This window comes from Brevibacillus sp. HB1.4B, assembly GCF_013284285.1.
GTDB classification, from domain to species: Bacteria; Bacillota; Bacilli; order Brevibacillales; family Brevibacillaceae; genus Brevibacillus; species Brevibacillus porteri.
The window spans coordinates 41,967-64,060 of the sequence record NZ_JABSUT010000017.1 but is presented as its reverse complement, the minus strand read 5'-3'; the positions used below and the strand labels follow the sequence as shown (position 1 = coordinate 64,060).

Annotated in this window: 15 protein-coding genes, 1 riboswitch and 1 other annotated feature; of the genes, 9 read left to right on the top strand and 6 right to left on the bottom strand. The window is 49.2% G+C overall.

Translation table 11 applies throughout. The features are described from left to right. Positions 1-90: 90 nt before the first annotated feature. Positions 91-1,044 carry an acetamidase/formamidase family protein gene (locus tag HP398_RS28680; RefSeq protein ID WP_254476434.1) on the top strand — a complete coding sequence of 318 codons (954 nt, stop codon included), beginning with the start codon at positions 91-93 and terminating at the stop codon, positions 1,042-1,044. 150 nt (positions 1,045-1,194) lie between these two features. Here the strand turns inward: HP398_RS28680 and HP398_RS28675 are convergent, their stop codons facing one another. Further along, positions 1,195-3,114, bottom strand: a complete 1,920-nt coding sequence (locus HP398_RS28675) for an endonuclease/exonuclease/phosphatase family protein (protein ID WP_173624310.1) — start codon at positions 3,112-3,114, stop codon at positions 1,195-1,197. Positions 3,115-4,168: 1,054 nt separating this feature from the next. Next, entirely contained in the window at positions 4,169-5,767 is a 1,599-nt protein-coding gene (locus HP398_RS28670; RefSeq protein WP_017247887.1) for a peptide chain release factor 3, read from the bottom strand. A 186-nt stretch (positions 5,768-5,953) separates the two neighbouring features. On the opposite strand from HP398_RS28670, the gene HP398_RS28665 reads away from it, so the two are divergent. The 5 genes from HP398_RS28665 (at position 5,954) to HP398_RS28645 (ending at position 10,483) form a co-directional block, all read left to right on the top strand. Further along, entirely contained in the window at positions 5,954-7,474 is a 1,521-nt protein-coding gene (locus HP398_RS28665; protein ID WP_173624309.1) for a carboxypeptidase M32, read from the top strand. A 177-nt stretch (positions 7,475-7,651) separates the two neighbouring features. Next, positions 7,652-8,371, top strand: coding sequence for a 3-ketoacyl-ACP reductase (locus HP398_RS28660; RefSeq protein ID WP_017247885.1), 720 nt, complete (start codon positions 7,652-7,654; stop codon positions 8,369-8,371). 208 nt (positions 8,372-8,579) lie between these two features. Beyond that, a complete protein-coding gene (locus tag HP398_RS28655; protein WP_173624308.1) occupies positions 8,580-8,729 on the top strand; it encodes a hypothetical protein in 150 nt (49 codons plus the stop codon). Positions 8,730-8,844: 115 nt separating this feature from the next. Next, positions 8,845-9,420, top strand: coding sequence for a mismatch-specific DNA-glycosylase (locus HP398_RS28650; RefSeq protein WP_017247884.1), 576 nt, complete (start codon positions 8,845-8,847; stop codon positions 9,418-9,420). Between the two features lie 73 nt (positions 9,421-9,493). Continuing rightward, positions 9,494-10,483, top strand: a complete 990-nt coding sequence (locus HP398_RS28645) for a phosphotransferase (RefSeq protein WP_173624307.1) — start codon at positions 9,494-9,496, stop codon at positions 10,481-10,483. A 59-nt stretch (positions 10,484-10,542) separates the two neighbouring features. Here HP398_RS28645 and HP398_RS28640 read toward each other — a convergent pair whose 3' ends face one another. Both HP398_RS28640 and metH read right to left on the bottom strand, forming a co-directional pair. Further along, positions 10,543-12,408 (bottom strand): bifunctional homocysteine S-methyltransferase/methylenetetrahydrofolate reductase, encoded by a 1,866-nt coding sequence (locus tag HP398_RS28640; RefSeq protein WP_017247882.1) that lies wholly within the window; start codon positions 12,406-12,408, stop codon positions 10,543-10,545. 44 nt (positions 12,409-12,452) lie between these two features. Beyond that, positions 12,453-15,899 carry a methionine synthase gene (metH, locus tag HP398_RS28635; RefSeq protein WP_017247881.1) on the bottom strand — a complete coding sequence of 1,149 codons (3,447 nt, stop codon included), beginning with the start codon at positions 15,897-15,899 and terminating at the stop codon, positions 12,453-12,455. Between the two features lie 116 nt (positions 15,900-16,015). After that, a riboswitch (SAM riboswitch) is annotated at positions 16,016-16,117 on the bottom strand. 213 nt (positions 16,118-16,330) lie between these two features. Between metH and HP398_RS28630 the strand changes: the two genes are divergently transcribed. After that, positions 16,331-16,438 (top strand): YjcZ family sporulation protein, encoded by a 108-nt coding sequence (locus HP398_RS28630; protein ID WP_007724452.1) that lies wholly within the window; start codon positions 16,331-16,333, stop codon positions 16,436-16,438. Positions 16,439-16,505: 67 nt separating this feature from the next. On the opposite strand, the gene HP398_RS28625 is transcribed toward HP398_RS28630, so the two are convergent. Together HP398_RS28625 and HP398_RS28620 are read right to left on the bottom strand one after the other, a co-directional pair. After that, positions 16,506-18,710: a YcdB/YcdC domain-containing protein gene (locus tag HP398_RS28625; RefSeq protein WP_173624306.1), complete on the bottom strand. Its 2,205-nt coding sequence runs from the start codon at positions 18,708-18,710 to the stop codon at positions 16,506-16,508. Then, on the bottom strand, positions 18,701-19,273 hold the full coding sequence (locus HP398_RS28620; RefSeq protein WP_017247879.1) for a sigma-70 family RNA polymerase sigma factor: 573 nt from the start codon (positions 19,271-19,273) through the stop codon (positions 18,701-18,703). Before HP398_RS28620 ends, HP398_RS28625 begins: the two co-directional genes overlap by 10 nt. 15 nt (positions 19,274-19,288) lie before the next feature. Between HP398_RS28620 and HP398_RS28615 the strand changes: the two genes are divergently transcribed. Next, positions 19,289-19,966: a hypothetical protein gene (locus tag HP398_RS28615; protein ID WP_238144707.1), complete on the top strand. Its 678-nt coding sequence runs from the start codon at positions 19,289-19,291 to the stop codon at positions 19,964-19,966. 43 nt (positions 19,967-20,009) lie between these two features. After that, positions 20,010-20,274 (top strand) — a binding site (T-box leader). Between the two features lie 49 nt (positions 20,275-20,323). Beyond that, complete coding sequence (gene argS / locus HP398_RS28610; protein WP_017247877.1) at positions 20,324-22,039, top strand: arginine--tRNA ligase; 1,716 nt, start codon at positions 20,324-20,326, stop codon at positions 22,037-22,039. Positions 22,040-22,094 lie beyond the last annotated feature (55 nt).

Sequence of the window (22,094 nt, the reverse complement as noted above, 5' to 3'; positions counted from 1 at the left end):
GTCAATATTACATCGAGAAAACTTAGAAAAGATACCAAAAGGGATTTTATCCTCCGTACTGAGAATTATGATAGACAAATATTCAGATATTTGACTTTAAACATTCCAGGAAAGGCAGTGAATGAAATGGCCATACATACGTTTCAACCGCAACTGTATTACAACAATATCGGCTCTTATGAACCGGCGCTGGTTATAAACGACGGCGACACGGTTAGCACCTCTACCATCGATGCAAGAGGATGGGATCACATGGGAGAAAGCGTTGCCCCCAGAGGAAATCCGATGACGGGTCCCTTCTACGTGGAAGGCGCACAACCCGGTGATGTGTTGGAGGTTAAGCTGGAATCGATGACGCCAAACCGGGACTGGGGATGGACATGCAATGTGCTTGCGCCTAACGTAGTCGATCCGCTGACAGCTACAACATTGCCCACTCTGGAAATAGTCCGCTGGCAGGTGGATGCTGCGCAGGGTATAGCGCGGTTAGAGAAGCCGACACCTGGTTTAGAATACCTGAACCTGCCGATTCGTCCGTTTCTCGGCTGTTTCGGCGTAGCCCCTTCCCAAGGTCAGGCCATATCAGCGGCGACAAGCGGCAATTACGGCGGTAATATGGACTACAAAGCGTTAGTTGCCGGTGTCTCTGTCTATTTTCCAGTGTTTGCGGAAGGCGCGCTTTTTCATCTTGGCGATGGACATGCGACACAGGGATGCGGCGAAATTGTCGGCACGGGTATAGAAATATCGTTAGACGTCCGTTTTTCCGTCCATGTGCATAAGGGCAAGACGATAAAATGGCCTAGGGTAGAGTCTGACACTCACTTGTCTTGCATCGGCAACGTCAGACCGCTCGAACAAGCGCTTCAGCACGCAACTACTGAAATGCTCTCCTTGCTAGTTGAAGACTATGGGCTCTCTGTAAATGAAGCAAGCCTGCTGCTCGGCCAAGTCGTCGAATATGAGGTGGCCAACGTGTTCAATCCCGCTTACAGTGTCGCCTGTAAAATTCCAAAAGCATATTTACCTGTTCGCAAATCCTAGCCCGCTCAATCGATTAAGAGGGGACGGATAGCCGGATGACCCTGTCAAACAAGGCAGAGACCTCAAGTAGTAGGCGCATGTATGTGCATGCGCCTACTCTATTCTTACATTCAATGAACAAGGACGGCCTTTATCCGGAATATCTTAGATTCAGTGGGGCAGGTCAATCTTAACCAGGACAGGGTCGTGGTCGCTTGCCCGTCCGTGCTCTTCCGTAAATTCGGAGTTGATGTTTACGATATCAACCTTCGCGTTGTCGGCCAGATGACGGCTGACGAGGATGTGGTCCAGGGCCTGCGAGTTGCCATCGTACACGTAGGTGTATTGCTCCCTTGCAGGCAGTTGTTCCACCATGTTGACCAGTACTTCTTCCTTTAGTGTAAGGATCGGCTTGGAGAAGGAGAAGTCGTTCAGGTCCCCAAGTACCACCACGTTGGCGTCCGGGTCGGCAGCGTGGATTTCCCTGACGAATCCATTCACCTCCTGGGCGATTTTCACACGTTGCGCCTCGCTGGTCAGCACAGGGGGCTGTTGGGAACCGAAAAGGCCGCTATCTCCTCCTTTGGAATTGAAGTGGTTGGCAATCACGATCACCTGTTTGCCGCGGAACAAAAACTCAGCGGCGAGCGGCTTGCGGCTTTTTTCGAACGCCGCGTTGCCCGGGTCAATTCGTCCTGGATTGTGGGATAGATGGGCTACGCCTTGCTGTGTTACTACATGGACGGCGGTATTTGCATTCCCAGCAGGACGGTCCGCCAGACGGACACGCTCGGGATTGTAAAGGAATCCGACGCGGATGTTGCCCCCCTTCTGTCCTCCGTCGTTGTTGTTCACGGGAGCGATGTCCACATAGCGGTAGGCGGGGCCTCCTTGCCGGGACACTTCATCGATCAACACCTGTGCGGACAGTCTGGCATCCGTCACGCCTGTGTCCGCCGGACCGTCATTGTCCTGCATCTCAATCACTCCGACGATGTCGGGCTTCTTCAGGTTGTGCACCAAAGAGGCGGAGATTCGCTTCACCTTTTCCAAATCGGAGACCCTTGAAAAATTCTCGATGTTATAGGACGCGATCGTCAATTGATCTGCCGCGGGTTCTATCGTTGTCTCAAACGGTCGGTATCCTCCGTCGATCAGCTGCAGCGGCTTGGTGTTGTAAAGCTTGTAGTTGGCAATGCTGTAATCGATCACACCCACAACTGGTTCTGCCAGCTTGTCGCCAACTTTTGCGATAGGCGCCTCTCCCGCCAGTTTGTTGGCAACGGTTATGCGCTCCGGATTGTAGTTGTCTTCCGCAATGATGATGCCTCCTGATGGGGTACGTACCTTTCCCGGATTCGCCTGGTCGTCAATGATGACAAACTCCACACTGGGAGGGTCGGTAAATCTCTTCGATTCCCCCACCACTCGCGGGTTTTTTACCTGCACCAGCATCCCTTCCACGCTTTCCCAGAAATCGATTCCGTCTTCTTCGGGATCAAAACGGGCAAATCTGTCATTATCAATCACGGTCGAGGGGTAGCGGTACGCTCCTTCACCCAGAACAAGAGGTGCTGGAAGAGGCTGGCCATTCTCCGTGACGCTGATCGCCGACGCATCAATCTCGGTCAGTGTGAGATCCGTCGCTTGCCTGTTCCTGCTCACGTATTCCTTCACGGTGCCCGATACCTTTACCCTGTCTCCCTCGTTCACCTGGACATTTGGTTCATAGACAAAGATCCCTTCCGACGTGCGGGGATCACTGTCCGGCTGGGTGTCCTGCATGTAAAAGCCTGTTACGCTGTTGCCGTCCTTCACCACTGCTGTCACGATACCTTCCACGTTGCTCACCGCGGCCCCTTCAAGCGGCGATCGGTGAGCCGCACCTTGGATGTCATGAATACGGACCGTGTCCGCCATCAGCGTCACGTCTCCAGGAGTGTTCCGGTCTGGTTCGGGCAGGCTTAGTCGATTTTGCGGCGCCAAGCCCCCCTGGCGCAGAAGCACAACTAGAGCAACGGAAGCGACAAGCACCAAAAATGCCAGCGCCGGCTTTTGCCAGCGTCTGTTGTTCCTACTCGATGTTCTCATACTCCTATTACCACCTTTTCACTTATGTTAATCACTCCGTATCGAAAACAACCTGACCCGCAAGTCAGCGCAGCTTGCGGGTCAGGCTTTGCAGAAACCTCCTCTGTCATTTCCCGCAAGTCACTGCGAAAACATATTTTCCACAGAGTTGTTACTCTGATAAATGTTTAGCGTTGAATTCTGTGCATGACGGAATCGGGACCATCATTAGTTTACTCTTTAACAGCATTTACACTGATTTCGATGCTGTTTTCCACGCTTTAGGCATATATCGATGATCTGTTTTATCGAGCGTAATACCTTTGCTCCAGAACGGATAGTGCTCTTCCCAGAAGGTAACCTTCACTCCTCCCATTTGTCCCCTACAAACGCAACATCTATGGAATTTGACAATAATCAGGGAATTTGCAAATGTTATGTATTCCAATGTCATTGTTCCAGAAAACTCATCCGCTTGGCATCGAACCGTGGTTCAGCACATGGCATTACTGTTTCCAAAAGGTTGTGTCTCTATGCGCCTTCGGGCCAGCGAGCTGCCACAATGTTTCGTCGGTTGTTCGCCAATGCGCAGATGAAGGAAATCGCTGACATGTTATATAGAATTGCGGAGGATAATATGTCACACGTCATGCGAGGACAATCATCTGTTTGTGCTTGAGCCGCAAGCTTCCATACCCGCGTATTTGTTTGTACAGCGAGGCAGCCCCTTTGGCTTTTCCGTTCTTTGGTAGCATAAAAAATCCCCTCCGTGAACTGGTTAAACTGCCCCGGTGTCGTAGCCACCTAAAAGAGTCAGAGGCAGTCCAGGACACGAAAATAAAGTCCTAGACTGCCTCTGTTTCATTGACCTAACGTACCTGATAGCGTAATGAAGCATCGCCAGTCTACTACTATATTTTCTCAGTCTACTACTTTATTTTCTTTGAACATCCGTATTCGTTGTACTCCAACAAGTGGATACCTGTGTCGCCTGTGCCAAAGTAAATGTCGTGCAAGACAGGCAACTGCAAAGAGGGCCTCACCGTAATCGGGAGGCCCTGCATTTCTTTTTCAATTAAGAATGAACGGATTTCAAACCAAGAGAACTCTCGTGGAACTTGATATTCGAGTACTTATCCATCGCAACACGCAGCTGGTACTCGCTCTCAAACAGCATAACGGGACGGCCATAACGGTCGGAAACAGTTCGATTCTTCACAGCATCGAGGTCTGCTTTCTCCCCTTCGAGCCAGCGAGCGATTTGATACGGCATACGAGTCAACATGATGTCTACCCCGTACTCGGCTTTCAAACGGTATTCCAGTACCTCGAACTGCAGCACACCTACCACACCAAGAATCAGCTCTTCCATCGGATGGGTACGGAATAACTGCACCGTTCCTTCCTCGGTCAACTGCATGATCCCTTTTTGGAATTGCTTGTGCTTCATCGCGTCCTTCACCATCACCTTGGAGAAAAACTCTGGCGAGAAGTGCGGCATTTCTTCGTACTCAAACGTTTTTCCAACACAGAGTGTATCACCGATCTGGAAAATGCCCGGGTCAAAAAGACCGATGACATCTCCCGCGAACGATTCGTCGACTATTTCGCGGTCCTGTGCCATAAACTGTACTGGCTGCGCCAATTTGATGTCTTTGCCAAGACGGACGTGCTTGACTGACATTCCCCGCTCAAACTTTCCGGAGCAAATACGCAAGAAAGCGATGCGATCTCGGTGAGCTGGATTCATATTGGCTTGGATTTTGAAAATGAAGCCGGAGAACGCGTTCGTATACGGATCGATCAAGCCTTCTGTACTTTTCTTCGCAGAAGGTGCTGGCGCCATTTGCAGGAAGTTATCCAGGAATGTTTGTACACCGAAGTTGTTGATGGCACTACCGAAGAAAACAGGTGTCAGTTGTCCTTTGTTGATCAGTTCAGGATCGTATTCATCTCCCGCAACATCCAGCAGGGAGATTTCGTCCTGCAATTGCTGCCACAGTTCTTGACCGACACGATCACCGATTAGTGGATCTTCTGCTCCTTCTACAGGGAAAAAGGAAATATCCTCGTGCTGTGTATTGTTTTGATACAGCTCGACACGAGACTTCATGCGGTCAAATACACCGCTGAAATAGCTGCCCATCCCAATCGGCCAGTTCATCGGATAAGAACGAATACCCAGTACGCGCTCAATTTCTTCCAAGAGCTCGAATGGATCTTTACCGTGACGGTCCAGCTTGTTCACGAACGTAAAGATCGGAATACCCCGCATCCGACAGACCTTGAACAGCTTGATCGTCTGTGCCTCTACCCCTTTTGCTACGTCGATAATCATCACAGCAGCGTCAGCAGCCGTCAGCGTACGGTACGTATCTTCACTGAAGTCCTGGTGACCAGGTGTATCCAAAATGTTGATGTGGTGTCCGTTGTATTCGAAATCCATCGCACTGGACGTTACGGAGATTCCACGCTTTTTCTCGATCTCCATCCAGTCGGAGGTAGCGTGCTTGGAATTTTTGCGCCCTTTGACCATCCCTGCTTCACGGATGGCTCCGCCGTAGTAGAGCAGCTTTTCCGTCATTGTCGTTTTACCCGCATCCGGGTGGGAGATGATGGCGAAGGTACGGCGTTTTGCTATCTCATTTTCCCATTGGGGATTGGATTGACTCATCTTCATTCTCCTGTCATCGCAAATAAGTAACTCATTTGTTTCCTCTACGATTATACCGACAAATGCTTGTCGCATCCACCTAGTAATTTTTCATTAAACCGTTATAATATTCAGTAGTAAAAATTTTTTGACTGCATGACTTACATATTAATTACCAGAATATTACAATTTTACAGGAGGAATCCTATGTCAACGACTGTGGAAACACGTACGGCCGAATTCCGTGACTATGTGAAGAAAATAACCAGCTACACGCAAGCACTGAACGTTCTTTATTGGGACAAGGCTACACAAGCGCCTCGCAATGGAATGGATGCCCGTTCTGAAATCATCGGGACTTTGGCTGGCGAGCAATTCAAGCTGGCGACGTCTAAAGAAATGGAAGCGCTTTTGACGGAGCTGAGTGAGCCATCTGTCCTCGAAACATTGGATGAAATTACCCGTCACAGTGTGCTGGAATGCAAAAAGGAATTTGACCGCAACAAGAAAATACCTGCTGACAGGCATCAGGAGTACGTCGTGCTGACCGCCAAAGCAGAAACGGTGTGGGAAGAAGCTCGTGCCAACAACGATTTTTCCATGTTCCAACCGTACCTCGAGAAAATCGTGAACTTCCAGCTCGAGTTCATCGAGTATTGGGGTCATGACGGTAAAAACAAGTACAACACCCTCTTGGACATGTATGAGCCTGGCATGACTGTCGACCAGCTCGATCCGATCTTCGCCACCTTGCGCGAGAAAACTGTCAAGCTGGTAAAAGCAATCGCCGACTCCCCGAACAAACCAAATACATCATTTTTGACGAAAAACTTCCCTGTGGCAGACCAAGAAGCATTCAGCCGTTATATCCTCGAGAAAATCGGGTACGACTTCAAGTCTGGCCGCATGGATCGCAGTGCGCATCCGTTCTGCACCACCTTCAATCCTGGTGATGTCCGCATTACGACGCGCTACGCTGAAAATGATTTCAACTCTGCGCTCTTCAGTTGTATTCACGAGGCTGGCCACGCGATGTACGAGCAGAACATCAATCCTGACCTGCTGTTCACTCCTCTGTGCGATGGTACCTCCATGGGGATTCACGAATCTCAATCCCGCTACTGGGAAAACATGGTCGGACGCAGTCTGCCGTTCTGGAATCACTTTTTCGCGGACTTGCAAAAAGCGTTCCCTACTCAATTCGAAGGTGTGTCCGTAGAAGACCTGCATCGTGCGGTTAACGCTGTTACTCCTTCCTTTATCCGTACGGAAGCAGATGAGTTGACGTACAACCTGCATGTCATGATCCGCTACGAAATCGAGAAAGGCTTGATCAATCAAACCATTCAAGTGGCTGATCTGCCAAAAATTTGGAACGAAAAAATGAAAGAATACCTGGGTGTCGAGCCACCGACAGATGCACTGGGTGTGCTTCAGGATGTACACTGGTCAGGTGGAATGATCGGCTACTTCCCTACTTACTCGCTGGGTAATGTGTATGCGGCACAATTCGTCCACGTTATGGAGAGTGAGATCAACGGCTACGAAGAACTGATCGCAAAAGGCGATTTCGCTCCAATCCGTGAGTGGCTCAAGGAAAAAATCCATCAGTACGGTAAAATGAAGAGCCCTCGTGAACTCGTTCAAGCGATTACAGGCGAAGGTACAAATGCGACTTACTTGATGAATTACCTTGAGAAAAAATACACAGACGTATACAAGCTGTAAGCAGTTATCCCCTTGCTATCCAATGTTCTCCCTGCTCAGGGAGGACATTTTTATTTTGCAAAGTTACTTTTCGTAACCTACGTACATAAAAGTGCATCCTTCCCCTCGAGGATAAATGCTAGTACACTGCACAATATACATGAGATTCCTATTGTCTTGAAAAAGGAGTGTTATCGATTGGCTATCGATCTAAAAGGAAAAACCGCAATCATTACAGGAGCAGGTAAAGGCATTGGTCGCGCTACTGCAATTGCTTTGGCAAAAGAAGGCGTGAATCTTGGACTCTTGGCTCGCTCTGAGGAAAATTTGAAGCAAGTAGCCAAGGAAATAGAAGCATTCGGCGTGAAGGTCGCGATTGCCACAGCAGACGTTTCCAACTATGATGACGTCACGACAGCCGTTACCTCTATCAAAAATGAACTGGGTCACATTGATATTCTGCTCAACAATGCAGGCGTCGCTAAATTCGGTAAATTCCTGGAGCTTGAAACGAGCGAATGGGAACAAATCATCCAAGTCAATCTGATGGGTGTGTACTACGTCACTCGCGCTGTACTCCCTGGCATGATTGACCAAAACTCCGGTGACATTATCAACATCTCCTCCACTGCTGGACAAAAAGGAGCTCCTGTCACCAGCGCGTATAGTGCATCCAAGTTTGGTGTTCTTGGTCTGACTGAATCGTTGGCTCTCGAAGTGCGCAAACACAACATTCGCGTAACGGCGCTTACGCCTAGCACAGTAGCAACCGATATGGCTATTGACTTGGGTCTGACCGACGGAAATCCTGAAAAGACCATGCAACCTGAGGATATTGCTGAGTTCGTGGTTAGCCAGCTGAAGCTGAACAAACGCATCTTCGTAAAATCCGCTGGACTGTGGTCCACCAATCCATAGAAATGGCACGGCAAAAAAGCGAAAAGAGTCCGTTCGTACAGGCGGATTTCTTTACGCTTTTTTTCGAAGCCCTGTGAAATCGCTTCCTTTTTGTTCACGTTCTATCCACGATTTCTTCACGCCTTATTCACACCTGCCCAACCAAAAATGCCCTCAACTGGAGTATGATGAACATGTAAAACATTTCCACAAAGTGGAGGGTATCCTTATGATACAAATGCTGTCGAATTGGTTGTGGGGTAACGAAGAACAAGAAGTCGTTCCATTCGAGACGAAAAGATACGTCCGAAATGAAATGGATCAATTCACGTTCAATGAGCCACAGCAAGTGCTGCCGTATCCGCTTCCCCAGTTATAAGATCCAATACTTGATCGAATATAACCTGAAGCTGCCGAATCTGGCAGCTTTTTTTGCTCCTTTCTGAAAGCGCTCACTGATGTGCTACAATGTGGTAAACAGGAGGGGTTCGCTTTTGGTCGAGTTCACAGAAAAATGGTTGCCCACATACATTCGCCGCGATTTGGCGGTCTTATTTTGCGGTATCAATCCAGGGCGTATATCAGCTACGACGGGTTTCCACTACGCCAATCCAGCCAACCTGTTTTGGCGTGGATTGTACGAAGGCGGCCTGACACCTCACAAGCTCTTGCCCGAGGAAACCGCTACCCTCTTAGACTACAACTACGGTATTACCGATCTGGTATCACGCCCTACCCGCTCCGCAACAGACCTGCGCAACGAGGATTATGCCACAGGGGCAGAGCTGTTCGTCCAAATGATCCAGACTTACCGGCCTCGTGTCATTTGTTTTAACGGCATTACTGCTTTTCGTCACGCGACTGGACAAAAAAAAGAAGCCATTTCACTGGGGCTTCAGCCAATCAGGTACTTTGGGACAGAAGATTGGTCTGGCAGCTATGTGTTTGTCGTCCCGTCTACCAGTGGGGCTAACGCATCTTTTACACGTGAGGAACGAATCGCCAAGTTTAGTGAGCTGAGTCATTTTTTACGCGAGATGAATTGGCACCCTCTTCCCGCGCCTAAGTAGATCCTTTCGTGTCAACCACTCCTCTTCTTCCATACAATACTTGTAGCTCTGTACGCAAGGAGGGGCATCAGTAGTGGACGACCTCATCAAAAAAATCCAGAACAGATACGACATGACCGTTCTGCATCACAAAACCATTCGGGATACATCCAAATCATTCGTCATTTACTTGGAAACAACCAATGGCAAATTCATCGGAAAAGCTTTCCCTCTGCAAAAGGAACGTTTACATTTCATTCTGAATGCAGAAGCGTATTTGCGCAAAAACGGCGTACTCATCCCCGACATTCAACGAACCAAAAATAATAAGCGTTACATCACTCATAAAGAAAATCTTTTCGTTCTGCACCAAAGGCTATCCTGGCCAAATATTGCGTATAACTCCCCTATTCGAATGGAACGGATCGGCATGGTATTAGGCAAATTTCATGCGAGGTCGCTCGGTTTTTCCTCCAACCATGGCATCCTTTACAATGGCGCAGAAAAATGGTCCGTGGAGTACAAAACAGATTTAGCTGCCATTGAGAAGTGGGAGCTTCGACACGCTGGGAAGAATGATCAAAAATACACTGCGCTCGCGGATTATCTTCCTTTTTTTAAACAAGCCGGGATCACAGCCAAGGAACATTTGATATCCTCTCCATACTTCTCGAAATGGAAAAAGGAACCCCTAAGCAATCACTATCTCTGTCATGGAGATTTTAACAATGGGAATTTGCTCGTCAGTAATCAAAGAATTGCAATCATTGACTGGGAGGATGTTCGTTACGATTTTCCGTCCAAAGACATTGCCCGTGTTCTATCCCTTGCGATGCGAAAAAATGAGCAGTGGAACGAAGAATGGTTCTCTCATATATTGAGTGGCTATCTCCAAGAAAATCCCCTATCGATTGAGCAACTGCATTTGCTCTTTGTCGATCTCGCATTCCCACATATCATTGAACGTTTCTTACGCAAGAAGCTGTATGCCCAGATGAGCCTTGCTGAGATTCAACAGTTTTGCAATCGGGAAGCTCTCAAGACCGCCTATATGTTAGACGAGATGAAGGCCCATGTATATTAGACGCAAGGCTATAGCCTGTCTATACACATAGGCCTTCCCTATTTTACTGATGTATACCGCTAAGTCTGAGCCAGCTTCACTAATGAGCTTTGCTGGCGCGTGTATTGAATGAGCTCTGCCGCCATCTCGTAATAATTGAAGGGTGTAATCAGATAGATGCCATTGAAGTAACGAACGGCCGTGTCGACCAATTCCTTCGCGATTGCGATCCCTTCCTGTCGGGCGGCCTCTCCCTGTACCTTTTTCATCCGTTCCAGAGCTTCTGTCGATAGCTTGATTCCTGGCACTTCATTATGCAGGAACTCCGCATTGCGCGAGCTGGTCAACGGCATGATCCCGATAAAGACAGGAATGCCGATATGCTTCGTCGCCTCGTATACATTCCGGATGGACTCAGCATCGTACACAGGTTGTGTCATAATGTAGTCCGCGCCTGCCTCGACCTTTTTTTCCAAGCGGGCAACGGCAGCATCCATATTTCGGACATTCGGATTAAAGGCTGCGCCCACGATGAACTGGGCTTTTTGCTTTAACGGACGTCCTGAGAACGAAACGCCTTCGTTCAACTGCTTCACCATGCGAATCAGATCAAAAGAGGTCACATCAAATACCGAGCTGGCACCTGGCAAATCCCCAAAGCGCGATGGATCCCCAGTAATCACCAATATTTGGTCGATCCCCAAAGCGTGCAGCCCCATTAAGTGCGATTGCTGCCCAATGAGATTACGGTCCCGGCAAGCGATGTGTAAGAGCGGATCGATTCCATGTCTGCTCTTCATGAGTGCTCCGAGAGCCATGTTGCTCATCCGCACTGTCGCCAACGAGTTATCCGCCAACGTAATGGCGTCCGCTCCTGCCTTGTGCAGCTCGCAGCATCCATGGAGAAACTGGTCTGCATCCAGATCACGCGGTGGATCAAACTCGACAATGATCGTCGTTGCTGTTTTTACGCGCTCGACAATGCTTGGTTTCTCCCTCTCCCTCGTGTTTTGCACAGAAATCGAAGGACGATCACCTGCTACGATGGTCGGGTTCACACGCGCTTGCGGCTCAAGTGACTCAAGTGCATCCGCAATCGCCTTCACATGTGCAGGTGTGGTTCCGCAGCATCCGCCAATCAACCGTACCCCCTGCTCACGCAAGCGAAGCGCACTCTGTCCAAAATATTCAGGTGATGATTTAAAAGCGTATTCGCCGTCAGTCATCCCCAGACGCCCCGCATTCGGGAATACGGATAAAAGTGCATCTTCTGGAATCACTGTATTTTCAAACGAGCGTAGCAATTCAGCGGGACCAAGGCGACAGTTTAGTCCGATCACGTCAGCTCCTGCGGCTTTTAGCTCGGAAAAAGCATCTGTCAAAGCGTAGCCATCACGTGTGCGTCCTACTTCCAGAGTGGCTAACTGCGCGATTACAGGGACATCTGTGAGCGGACGGATTACCTCGATCGCCAGAAGCAGCTCCTCCAAGTCCACGAACGTCTCCAGAATCAGTCCATCTACGCCAGCATGCAACAGAGCAATCGCCTGTTCCTCATACTGGTCACGGTATTCGTCCAAAACCTTTTTCTTCACCCGTCCAGCCAAAATCGATCCGATGCTCCCAGCCACATAAGCATCATCCTGTGCGGCTTCCCGTGCAATGGCGACTGCTAGCCGGTTAATCCGCGCTACCTTATGCTCCAGACCGTAACGGCTCAATGCATCTCGGTTGGCAGAATACGTATTTGTCTCTAGGAAACGTGCACCGGCCTGATAGTAAGACGTATGAACTTCATGTACCAAACGCGGGTTGGATAAACACAGCTCTTCAAAGCTGACGCCAACCGGGACGCCCAGCCCGTGCAGCTGGGTCGCCATCGCACCATCTCCGACTAGCAGGTGGTCTTTCAAATAGGCTCGTAAATCTTTCTTTCTCGTCGTCAACTCAATCCCTTCTCTCCCCGTTTCATTTATCTTTACTACTTTCCTTACACTTCAAAAATAGACGGACCTGCGTTGAAATAACGTGCTTCAGGATGTGCAAATACCATCGCCGATACGGAAGCTTCTGGCTCCATCATGAATCCCTCTGTCAGCTGAACGCCGATATCCTCTGGACGCAACAGACGGAACAACTGCGCCTGATCTTCCAGGTTCGGGCAAGCAGGGTAACCGAAGGAGACACGAATGCCCTGATATCTAGCACCAAAGCGCTCGAGCATCGTCATCTCAACCGGATCAGGAATGCCCCACACGTCGCGCATGACGTGGTGAATTCGCTCTGCAAATGCCTCTGCCAGCTCCAATGCCAAGGATTGGAGGACATGAGAGCGCAAGTAGTCACCACGCTCTTTTAGCTCTGTAGATTTTTCGCGAATCCCTCCCCCAGCCGTTACGGTCAGGAATCCGACATAATCCATTTCCTTGCTCTCCACTGGTCGCAAGAAGTCGGACAGGCAAAGATGAGGTTCTTCCAGCTGACGCGGGAACGAGAAGCGCTCCAGCAGCTTGCTGTGGTCTTTTGGATCATAAACCAAAATATCGTTGCCATCTGACTGAGCCGGGAAGAACTGATACACGCCGTGTGTCGTAATGGTTCCTTTTTGCTTCGCTTCATTTAATAGCTCTTCCACAATGCCGTACAGTTCCAGTACCTTCTCGTCGCCTGCCTCTATCAATCTATCTACATTTCCGCGAACACCGAGGTGTTTTCCGAGGAGCATCCGCAGGTTCAAATACGGTTGCAGATGGCTGAGCGGGTATTGTCGCAGAACATGTCGTTCACAATCTGGTGGCAGGTGGATCGGAACCGTTCTGCTGACGGCTGAGCGAGCTGGCAAAGGTGCTTTTTTCTCCTCGATAACAGGTTGAGCCGTTGCAACTGCTTCCAGGAGATGTTGCTGTTCCTCTACCAAGCGATCACGTTCTTCCGGATTTTGCAGACGATTTACGAGATCCAGACCATCCATGGCATCTTTTGCGTATAAAACAATTCCACGGTATTCCGGTGCGATCCGGTTCGATGTGAACTTGCGCGTCAACGCCGCACCGCCAACCATCATCGGGATATCAATGCCTGCATCACGCAGGTCTTGTGCTGTAATGACCATTTGCTGTGCGGATTTTACCAAGAGTCCAGACAGACCGATGGCATCCGGCTTTTCTTCTCTGCATGCGGCAATCAGTTGCTCTGGTGGTACCTTGATCCCCAGGTTCACGACATTGTAGCCATTGTTTGACAAAATAATTTCCACCAAGTTTTTTCCGATGTCGTGCACATCGCCTTTAACGGTCGCCAGCAAGATTTTCCCCTTTGCAGCAGCGTCGCTTTTTTCCATGAATGGCTCCAGAAACGATACGGATGCCTTCATGACTTCCGCACTCTGCAACACTTCTGCCACGATCAACTGGTTGCCGTTGAACAGGCGACCGACCTCTTCCATCCCAGCCATCAGCGGACCGTTGATGATCTCGAGCGGTGTGTATTTTTCCAGAGCCAGCTTTAGGTCTTCCACCAGGCCATCCTTGGAGCCTTCGACTACATAACGGGCCAAGCGTTCTTCGAGCGTTAACGAGGAGACTTCCACACTGACTTCCTTTTTCTTTTGGCGATAAAATTCGGTAAAGGCCGCCAATGTCTCATCATTTGTCTCGAATAGAAGAGCTTCTGCCAGCTTTCTCTCGTCTTCTGGAATCGAAGCGTAGCGCTCCAGCTTTTCCGTGTTGACGATGGCGTAATCAAGCCCTGCGAGAGTTGTGTGGTACAAGAAGACCGCATTCAGTACTTCCCGACCCGCAGGAGGCAAGCCGAAGGAAACGTTACTGACACCTAGGATCGTCTTGCAAGCAGGCATTACCTGTTTAATCAAACGAATTCCTTCTACGGTTTCCTTGGCAGAGCCGATGTATTGTTCATCCCCTGTCCCTACTGGAAAGACGAGTGGATCGAATATAATATCCTGTGGCTTTATGCCATACTGGTTGACAAGAATGTCGTACGAGCGTTGCGCGACCTCCAGCTTCTTTTCGCGAGTGATAGCCATACCCGCTTCCTCAATCGTTCCAACGACAACGGAGGCACCGAACTTGTGAATAAGTGGAACCACTTCCTCAAATCGCTCCAAGCCGTCTTCCAAGTTAATCGAGTTGAGGATGGCCTTCCCTTGCGAATAGCGAAGTCCCAGCTCCATGACCTTGGCATCTGTCGAATCGATCATGAGGGGCGCTTTTACTTTTTTCACGATGAACTGTAGGAATTTTTCCATATCTTCGTATTCATCACGGTCGGGGTCAGCCAAGCATATATCGATGACATGTGCGCCGCGCTTCACTTGTGCTCGGGCAATATCAGATGCTTCTTCATAATGACCAGCTGCAATCATTTCACGGAATTTTTTGGAACCGATGACATTGGTCCTCTCCCCTACTAGCAAGGGACGATTGTCATCTTCGACGTAAACAACCTCGATCCCGGAGACTGCGCTCAGCGGTTCCACAGCTGCACTGCGCGGCTTGCAGTCTTTCAATGCTTCTGCCATCGCTTGAATATGGTCAGGCGTTGTTCCGCAGCAACCGCCAGCGACGTTTATCCAGCCCTGATCAGCGAATGCCCGCATTTTCGAAGCAAGTCCCTGTGGCGTTTCATGGTAATGGCCGTTCTCGTCTGGCAAGCCTGCGTTCGGATAACAGCTAACCGCACATTGGGCAATTCCTGACAGTGTCCGCAGATGATCACGCATAAACTCTGGTCCTGTCGCACAGTTCAGACCAATGGAGACTGGCTGTAAATGCTCTAAGGAGATGTAAAACGCCTCGATGTTTTGGCCAGCCAGCGTTGTGCCCATCGGCTCAATCGTACCTGACAGCATCACCGGGAGCTCCTGTCCAAGCTCTTCAAAAGCTTTGCGAATCCCGATTCCGCCAGCCTTGACGTTTAACGTGTCTTGCGAGGTTTCCAATAGAAGAACATCGGAGCCGCCAAGAATCAGACCTTTTGCCTGACGATAATACGCCTCGACCAGTTCTTCGAAAGTGACACCGCCTGTCAACGCAAGGGTTTTGGTCGTAGGTCCCATTGCACCTGCTACAAAACGCGGCCACTCCTCCGTAGAATAGGCATCCACCGCTTCTCTGGCCAAGCGGGCTGCGGCTATATTGATCTCAAGGTCTTTTTCTGGCACATCGTACTCAGCCAAAACGATGGAAGCAGCACCAAATGTATTTGTCTCGACGATGTCTGCGCCCGCCGCTAAATATTTCTCGTGAATGGAACGGATCACATCTGGTCTGGTCAGGTTCAGGAGTTCATTACAGCCATCATAGGCTTCACCGCCGAAATCATCAGCAGTCAGGTTTGCCTGTTGAAGCATGGTGCCCATTGCACCGTCCAGAATCAGAATTTTCCGGGAAAGTTGTTCGCGAAAAGTTGGTTTCATTGACGTGCCCCTTTTCTACCTTGCATCGGCTTATTCTCCGTAATTGGGTAAATAAAAAAATCCTCTTCTTTGAAAGAAGAGGATTTGTCAGCAGATACGAAAACGCCTGAGACATCCTCTTATCTTTCAAAGCACGTAGCTTTGCTGGAATTGGCACCGGATTTTTACCGGTTGCCGAGGCTTCATCAGGCCAGTCCCTCTGCCTCTCTGGATAAGAGTCGTACACTTGTCATTTAGTTGTTTTGCGAAATGTCTTGAATGTTTGCAAGTATCTTAACACCACCTTTGTCTCCCCGTCAATTGTGAATTGTCTATTTTTTACTGAGCCTCTCCTCTTACGCGCCCATTTTTGCCTAAGCTGGGCATCCGCCCAGTCCAATATCCGCATTCGTGTATAGACTGGAGTATAACGGAAAGGAGGGGAAACAAAGATGAGTACATCATTCTGCGGAAACGGATTCTTCGGTGACTGCTTCGCAATCGTGCTCGTGCTGTTTATCCTGTTGGTAATTATTGGGTGTTCGTGTGACGACTGTTAGATAAGTGTTTAAAAAAGGCTATCCCAAAAGCCATCAGGAATGGCTGCGGGATAGCCTTTTTTTCTTGTTATTTGGTGATGATCTTGCCTGTCACGGCATCCAGAGTAATATATTTGAGCGCCAGCTTTTCGTCACTCCACGGCACATACGCCAGCTTTGGTTGAGCTAATTTTTGCCCATCCACATCTCTCCTCAAATAGACCAGCTTTAAAGGCATGACGCGTAAATACGCCTCAACAGCCTTGTCTTTCGAGACGATCTCGTCGGATGCTGGAAGCTCCACCAACTCGTGCGTCTCTCTGTAGTTTTCAAACTTTGTCACTTTGCCAGAAGACGGATCGACTGTTACTGAATAAGCCGCTTTTTGCCCGCGATCCTGTACTGGAATGCCATCCTTGCTCATGAGATATCTGAATTCCCATTCGCCCGATGACACAGGATTCGTTTCGCCTGGCTGTATGACTTGTGCCAATTGCACTTCTTTTATGCCTGGATCAACGTATTTAGGCAGAAAGGCAAGTGCAGCCTCTTCCGCTTGCTCGCGTTTGACAGTCACTGCTGTATCGGAACGAGGTGTTCCCAGCCCGACGACACTGCCTGTTTCTGCAAGGACTTCTACGCCGATATACTTGTCATTTTTATCATTCCAGGCGTATTCCTTGCGTCCGTCACGGTTACTCTCTCTATAGGTCGAGTCATCCACTTGTATGCCGAATTCCGCTTGAAGCAACGCTTTTGCCTCATCCTTGGAGCGAACCTTGACGTATTCCTTTGGAGATTCGATCGGATGGGCTTCCTTCGTATTCAACTGATCATAAGCAAGCCCGTTATCTCCCGTTCCATACACCGTCTTGCCATTTGTCGCGTCGATATACCACTCCTGACCATCTTCACGTCCTCTTTGCATGAAGGAAACAGCTGGTGTGTACTCCAGAATGGGCTGCCACATATCCCCTTGTTTTGATTGTGGCTGTATTCTCGGATTCTGCACGTACCGAAGCTTCATATGCTCGCTCAGCTCTTTGATGGCTACCTCTTCTGACACAGCAGTCGATACATCCGGGTACTGCGACGGCTCAAATGATTCGAGGTCCTTACTGAAATATTCGAGGTGGCCAGAGTCGGTTGTTTCGATGCTTATTTCATCAGACAACACCGGCATCCCGTTATAGTATCTCAGGTACAATCCCGGATGGTTGGCGTCCAACAACCGATAGTTCTCGCTATCAGCCCCGAGCAGCTTGTTCAGGAACTGTCGCTCTTGCTCCAATGCTTTTGCTCCTTCTGCTCTTTTCTGGCTCGCTGCTTCCTTTTCATCCTTCAACAGAAGGCTATACCATTCCAATGCTTGACCATTGCCAGTGATCACAAGAGAAACTTTATGCCCCTCTTTGTTCGTTTTCCCCAAGATGAATGACATGCCATCGTGGTTCTTTTCTTTATCCAAAAGAAGAAGGGAGGGGTTCAAATCGGGCACGGTATCTGTCAGCTTGGTGAAAAAAGCTTGTTCACTCGTATTCAATCGCCCGAAAAACGCGACTTGCTCACGTTCGTCAATTCCAACCGACAATACGTCGAACGGAACGGGCTGGCCGTTTTCCATACGTTGATAATTCACGCTCATCCATGGGCCTTTTACCTTATACTCGTCCGTATAGATCTGAGTCTCGACGAGCTGATAGGTCTTACTTTCCTCCTCCAAAAAAGCTTGAAGAAATGCGCTTGCTGCTTTCTCCGCAGTCTTGGCTGATGGCAATTTCTCTTCCTTCTGTTCTCCTCGATCACCATCAATTGTAAAGCTCTCAATTTGTCCTGTCTGTATATCATAAGCAACATTGGCACGCGCATTATCGCCTTCCAGTAACATTAAGTCACTGATTCCATGGCTTGTACGATCCACCCTGATTGTCATCTTGCTCAAAGCTGGAATCACCTTTTTCAATGGTAAAACAGCCTCTTCCGGCGACACCTTTACGTTGTTCTGATTGGCCTCCGTTTTCTTTTTATCCCTTGCAGTCGTTGCGACCGCATTCGTTACATTTTTTCCACTGGGCATCTGTGAAAACCAACCTTGTTGCTGCAAGCCCACGGCTGTTACCGCCAAGCAAGCTACCAAGGAGCCAGCCATGAATATCCTGTTCCGATTCTTGTGTTTATCTCGTGCAATCGCATCTCTGATCCGCGATTCCATTTCTTTTGTAAACCTCACTTCCTCCACAGATTTCTCACTTGCACTCCGTACCACTTCGCGAATTTGCTTATCTACATCCATTCCAATCCCTCCTTTTCACACAATGCCTTAAAATGTTTTCGGGCCCGTGACAATTGGGTTCGTACGGCATCTTCTGAAATATCCAACACTTGCGCAATCTCTCTTATCGACAAATCTTCATAGTAATGAAGTACCATGACTTTTCGGTACAGCGGCGAGAGCTTCATCACCTGCTCCGCTACCTGTACCTTGCTCATTCGTCCGATGACTGCCGCTTCAACGTTTGCGGTGTCGGCCTTCTCCGGGGGTGCTTCCTCTTTGGAGAGGTATGTAGAAAAAATCTGGCGAAAGGACCACGAACGCAAATATTTGCGGGACTCGTTGATCGCAATTCGGTAAAGCCACGTTTTTACGCTACTCTGATGGCGGAACTGATCCAGACCCCGATACGCCTTCAGGAACACTTCCTGGGTAATGTCTTCCGCGATTCCCCGGTCCTTGACGATCAAGTAGGCGAGCTGCACGATGTTGTCTCCGTACTCGCTCATGAGTCTCGTCAGCTTCTCCTCGTTGGTCAGTTGCAGCGTCCAGTCCGCTTCGCTACTTTTGGCACTTGCATTCACGCGCTGTTCACCTCCTTGTTTCGTGTTGATATGTATTTGATCCAGCTGGCTTATTTTTGTGACAAGATTATCCAATTGTTTTATCAATCATCCTTTTCCCTGCTTCCACTGCTGCACTCCGTTGCGTTGCTTTCATTGTCAGAGCACATTGCTTTTGCTATCATGAGGCTTATTGTAGAGCGAAAGGAACGAGATGACATGGCTGACTTGCAAGCACGTGAAAAAGACAAATTTCTGTCCTGTTTAGAGACCATAAAAGAACTATCCAAATCCGAATTTGAAACGTATTCCATCGTTAAGAATACCGAAACTGGGGAACATTATCTCCACTATTTTTTGTCCCACATTAACTTGTCCGAGGGAGGCAGAAGAGACGATTACGATCACTTCCTGCCGATTGAATCCGACGATATTTTAGCGATTATGTTTGGCGAACAGCCTTACCAGTTTCCGGAGAACTGGCGCTCCGCTTATTTGCGCAGTGGGAATGACAATCGATTGATCCCGTTCGATCCATCGGAAAATTACGATCTGGACGATGCCGCTGCTGCCGAGCTGGCCATGCTCGAAAAGCTGGAACAGTACAAAGAGCAAATGATGAACGCGGATAACCTCAGCGCGGAAGAAAGAGAAGAGCTGACCAAACAATATTTCGCGGAATTAGATAAGATTTTGCAAAAACCGGAACAGTGAGTTGCATCCTGACGGTTAAAACAGCTATAATTCTAGAGAAACAAACGAATCGTTGATGAGGAAAGTACTCCTTGTGCGAGGCTGTAGCGAGTCGGGGACGGTGTGAGCCCGATGCCAAACCATGTGAGGAAACGCCCCTCGGAGATGCGGCCTGAACATCCTACGCCAGTCAATATGGGCAACGGATCGTGTAGGGCTATGCCGGGACTGCCCGTTACAGCAGGTCAAGCGGTTTTTGTCTTCCAAGTTTACTGGAAGGGAAAAACAACAAGAGTGGCACCGCGGGAGTATAACCTCTCGTCTCTTTTTCACAGGAGACGTAGAGGTTTTTTTATTTGAAAGGAGTAGAAATTTTAGATGAGCTACAAACACCAAGTCGCTGAAAAGATTGCCGCTACGCTCTCCTCGATGGGCGTAGACACACTGACAAAAGAAGCCGTATACGGCATGCTGGAAACACCACCAAACCCTGCAATGGGCGATGTGGCCTTCCCTTGCTTCCAATTGGCAAAAGCATTGCGCAAAGCCCCACCGATGATCGCAGCAGAGCTGGCTGGACAGCTCTCCGGTGCACCATTGCGTGAATCACAAGCAGTTGGACCGTATGTGAACCTGTTCCTGGACCAAGAAAATGTGGCAGAGCAAGTAATCGGAACCATCATTACGCAAGGCAGCACATATGGAAGCAGCAATGTCGGTCAAGGACGCAAAGTACCAATCGACCTCTCCTCACCGAATATCGCCAAGCCGTTTTCCATGGGGCATCTGCGCTCTACTGTAATCGGAAACGCGATTGCCAACATCATGGAAAAGCAAGGCTACGAGCCAGTGCGCATCAATCACTTGGGTGACTGGGGTACGCAGTTCGGTAAACTGATCGTTGCGTACCGCCTCTGGGGTGACGAAGCAAAGGTAAAAGCAGAACCAATCAAGGAGCTGCTCAGCCTCTACGTTCGCTTCCACGAAGAAGTCGAAAACGATTCTACGCTGGAAGACCAAGGCCGTGAATGGTTCAAAAAGCTCGAGGATGGCGACGAAGAAGCACAGCATCTGTGGAAATGGTTCCGTGATGAGTCCCTCAAGGAATTCATGAAGATCTACGACCTGATGAACGTAGCCTTCGACTCCACACACGGTGAAGCATTCTACAACGACAAAATGGATCGCGTTGTTACGTTGCTCGAGGAAAAAGGTCTCTTGACTGAATCCGACGGTGCGATGGTCGTGAACCTCGATGAATACAACATGCCGCCATGCCTGATCAAAAAATCAGACGGCGCTACCCTGTACGCTACGCGTGATTTGGCTGCTGCCCTCTTCCGCCACGAATCGTACGATTTTGCAAAAGCACTCTATGTCGTAGGGAACGAGCAACGCCTCCACTTCCAGCAGCTCTATAAAGTGTTGGAAAAAATGGGCTATGCTTGGTCCGCAAATATGCACCACATCCCATTCGGCATGATGCTCAAGGACGGCAAGAAAATGTCCACGCGTAAAGGGAAAGTGGTTCTCTTGGAAGAAGTGTTGGCACAGGCCATTTCTGATGTCCAAAAAGTCATCGAAGAGAAAAACCCTACGTTATCCAATAAAGAAGAGGTGGCTCGTCAAGTCGGGGTAGGCGCAGTTATTTTCCATGACTTGAAAAACTTCCGCCTGAATGATGTCAACTTCTCCTGGGAAGAGATGCTGACCTTCGAAGGGGAAACAGGACCATACGTGCAATACGCACACGCTCGTGCATGCTCACTCTTGCGCAGAGGTGGCTACCAGCCAGCAACGACAGTGAACCTGGCTTCCGGTGCACTTGACAGCAAAGAGGCTTGGGCAGTGATTACCCTCTTGAACGCGTTCCCAGAGGTAATCGAACGTGCTGCCGATAACTTCGATCCGTCGCAAATCGGCAAGTATGTAATCGACCTAGCGCAAACGTTCAACAAGTTCTATGCGAATGTACGCATCCTGGCTGAAGAAGAAGATGTGAAAGCATCCCGTCTCCAGCTCGTAGCAGCAGTCGTTGCTGTACTAAAGGAAGGTCTGCGTCTGCTCGGTTTGGCTGCTCCAGAAGAAATGTAAGAAAGAATACGAAAAGCCGGTTGCCTTCCTCTTGCGGGGAAGCTCCGGCTTTTTT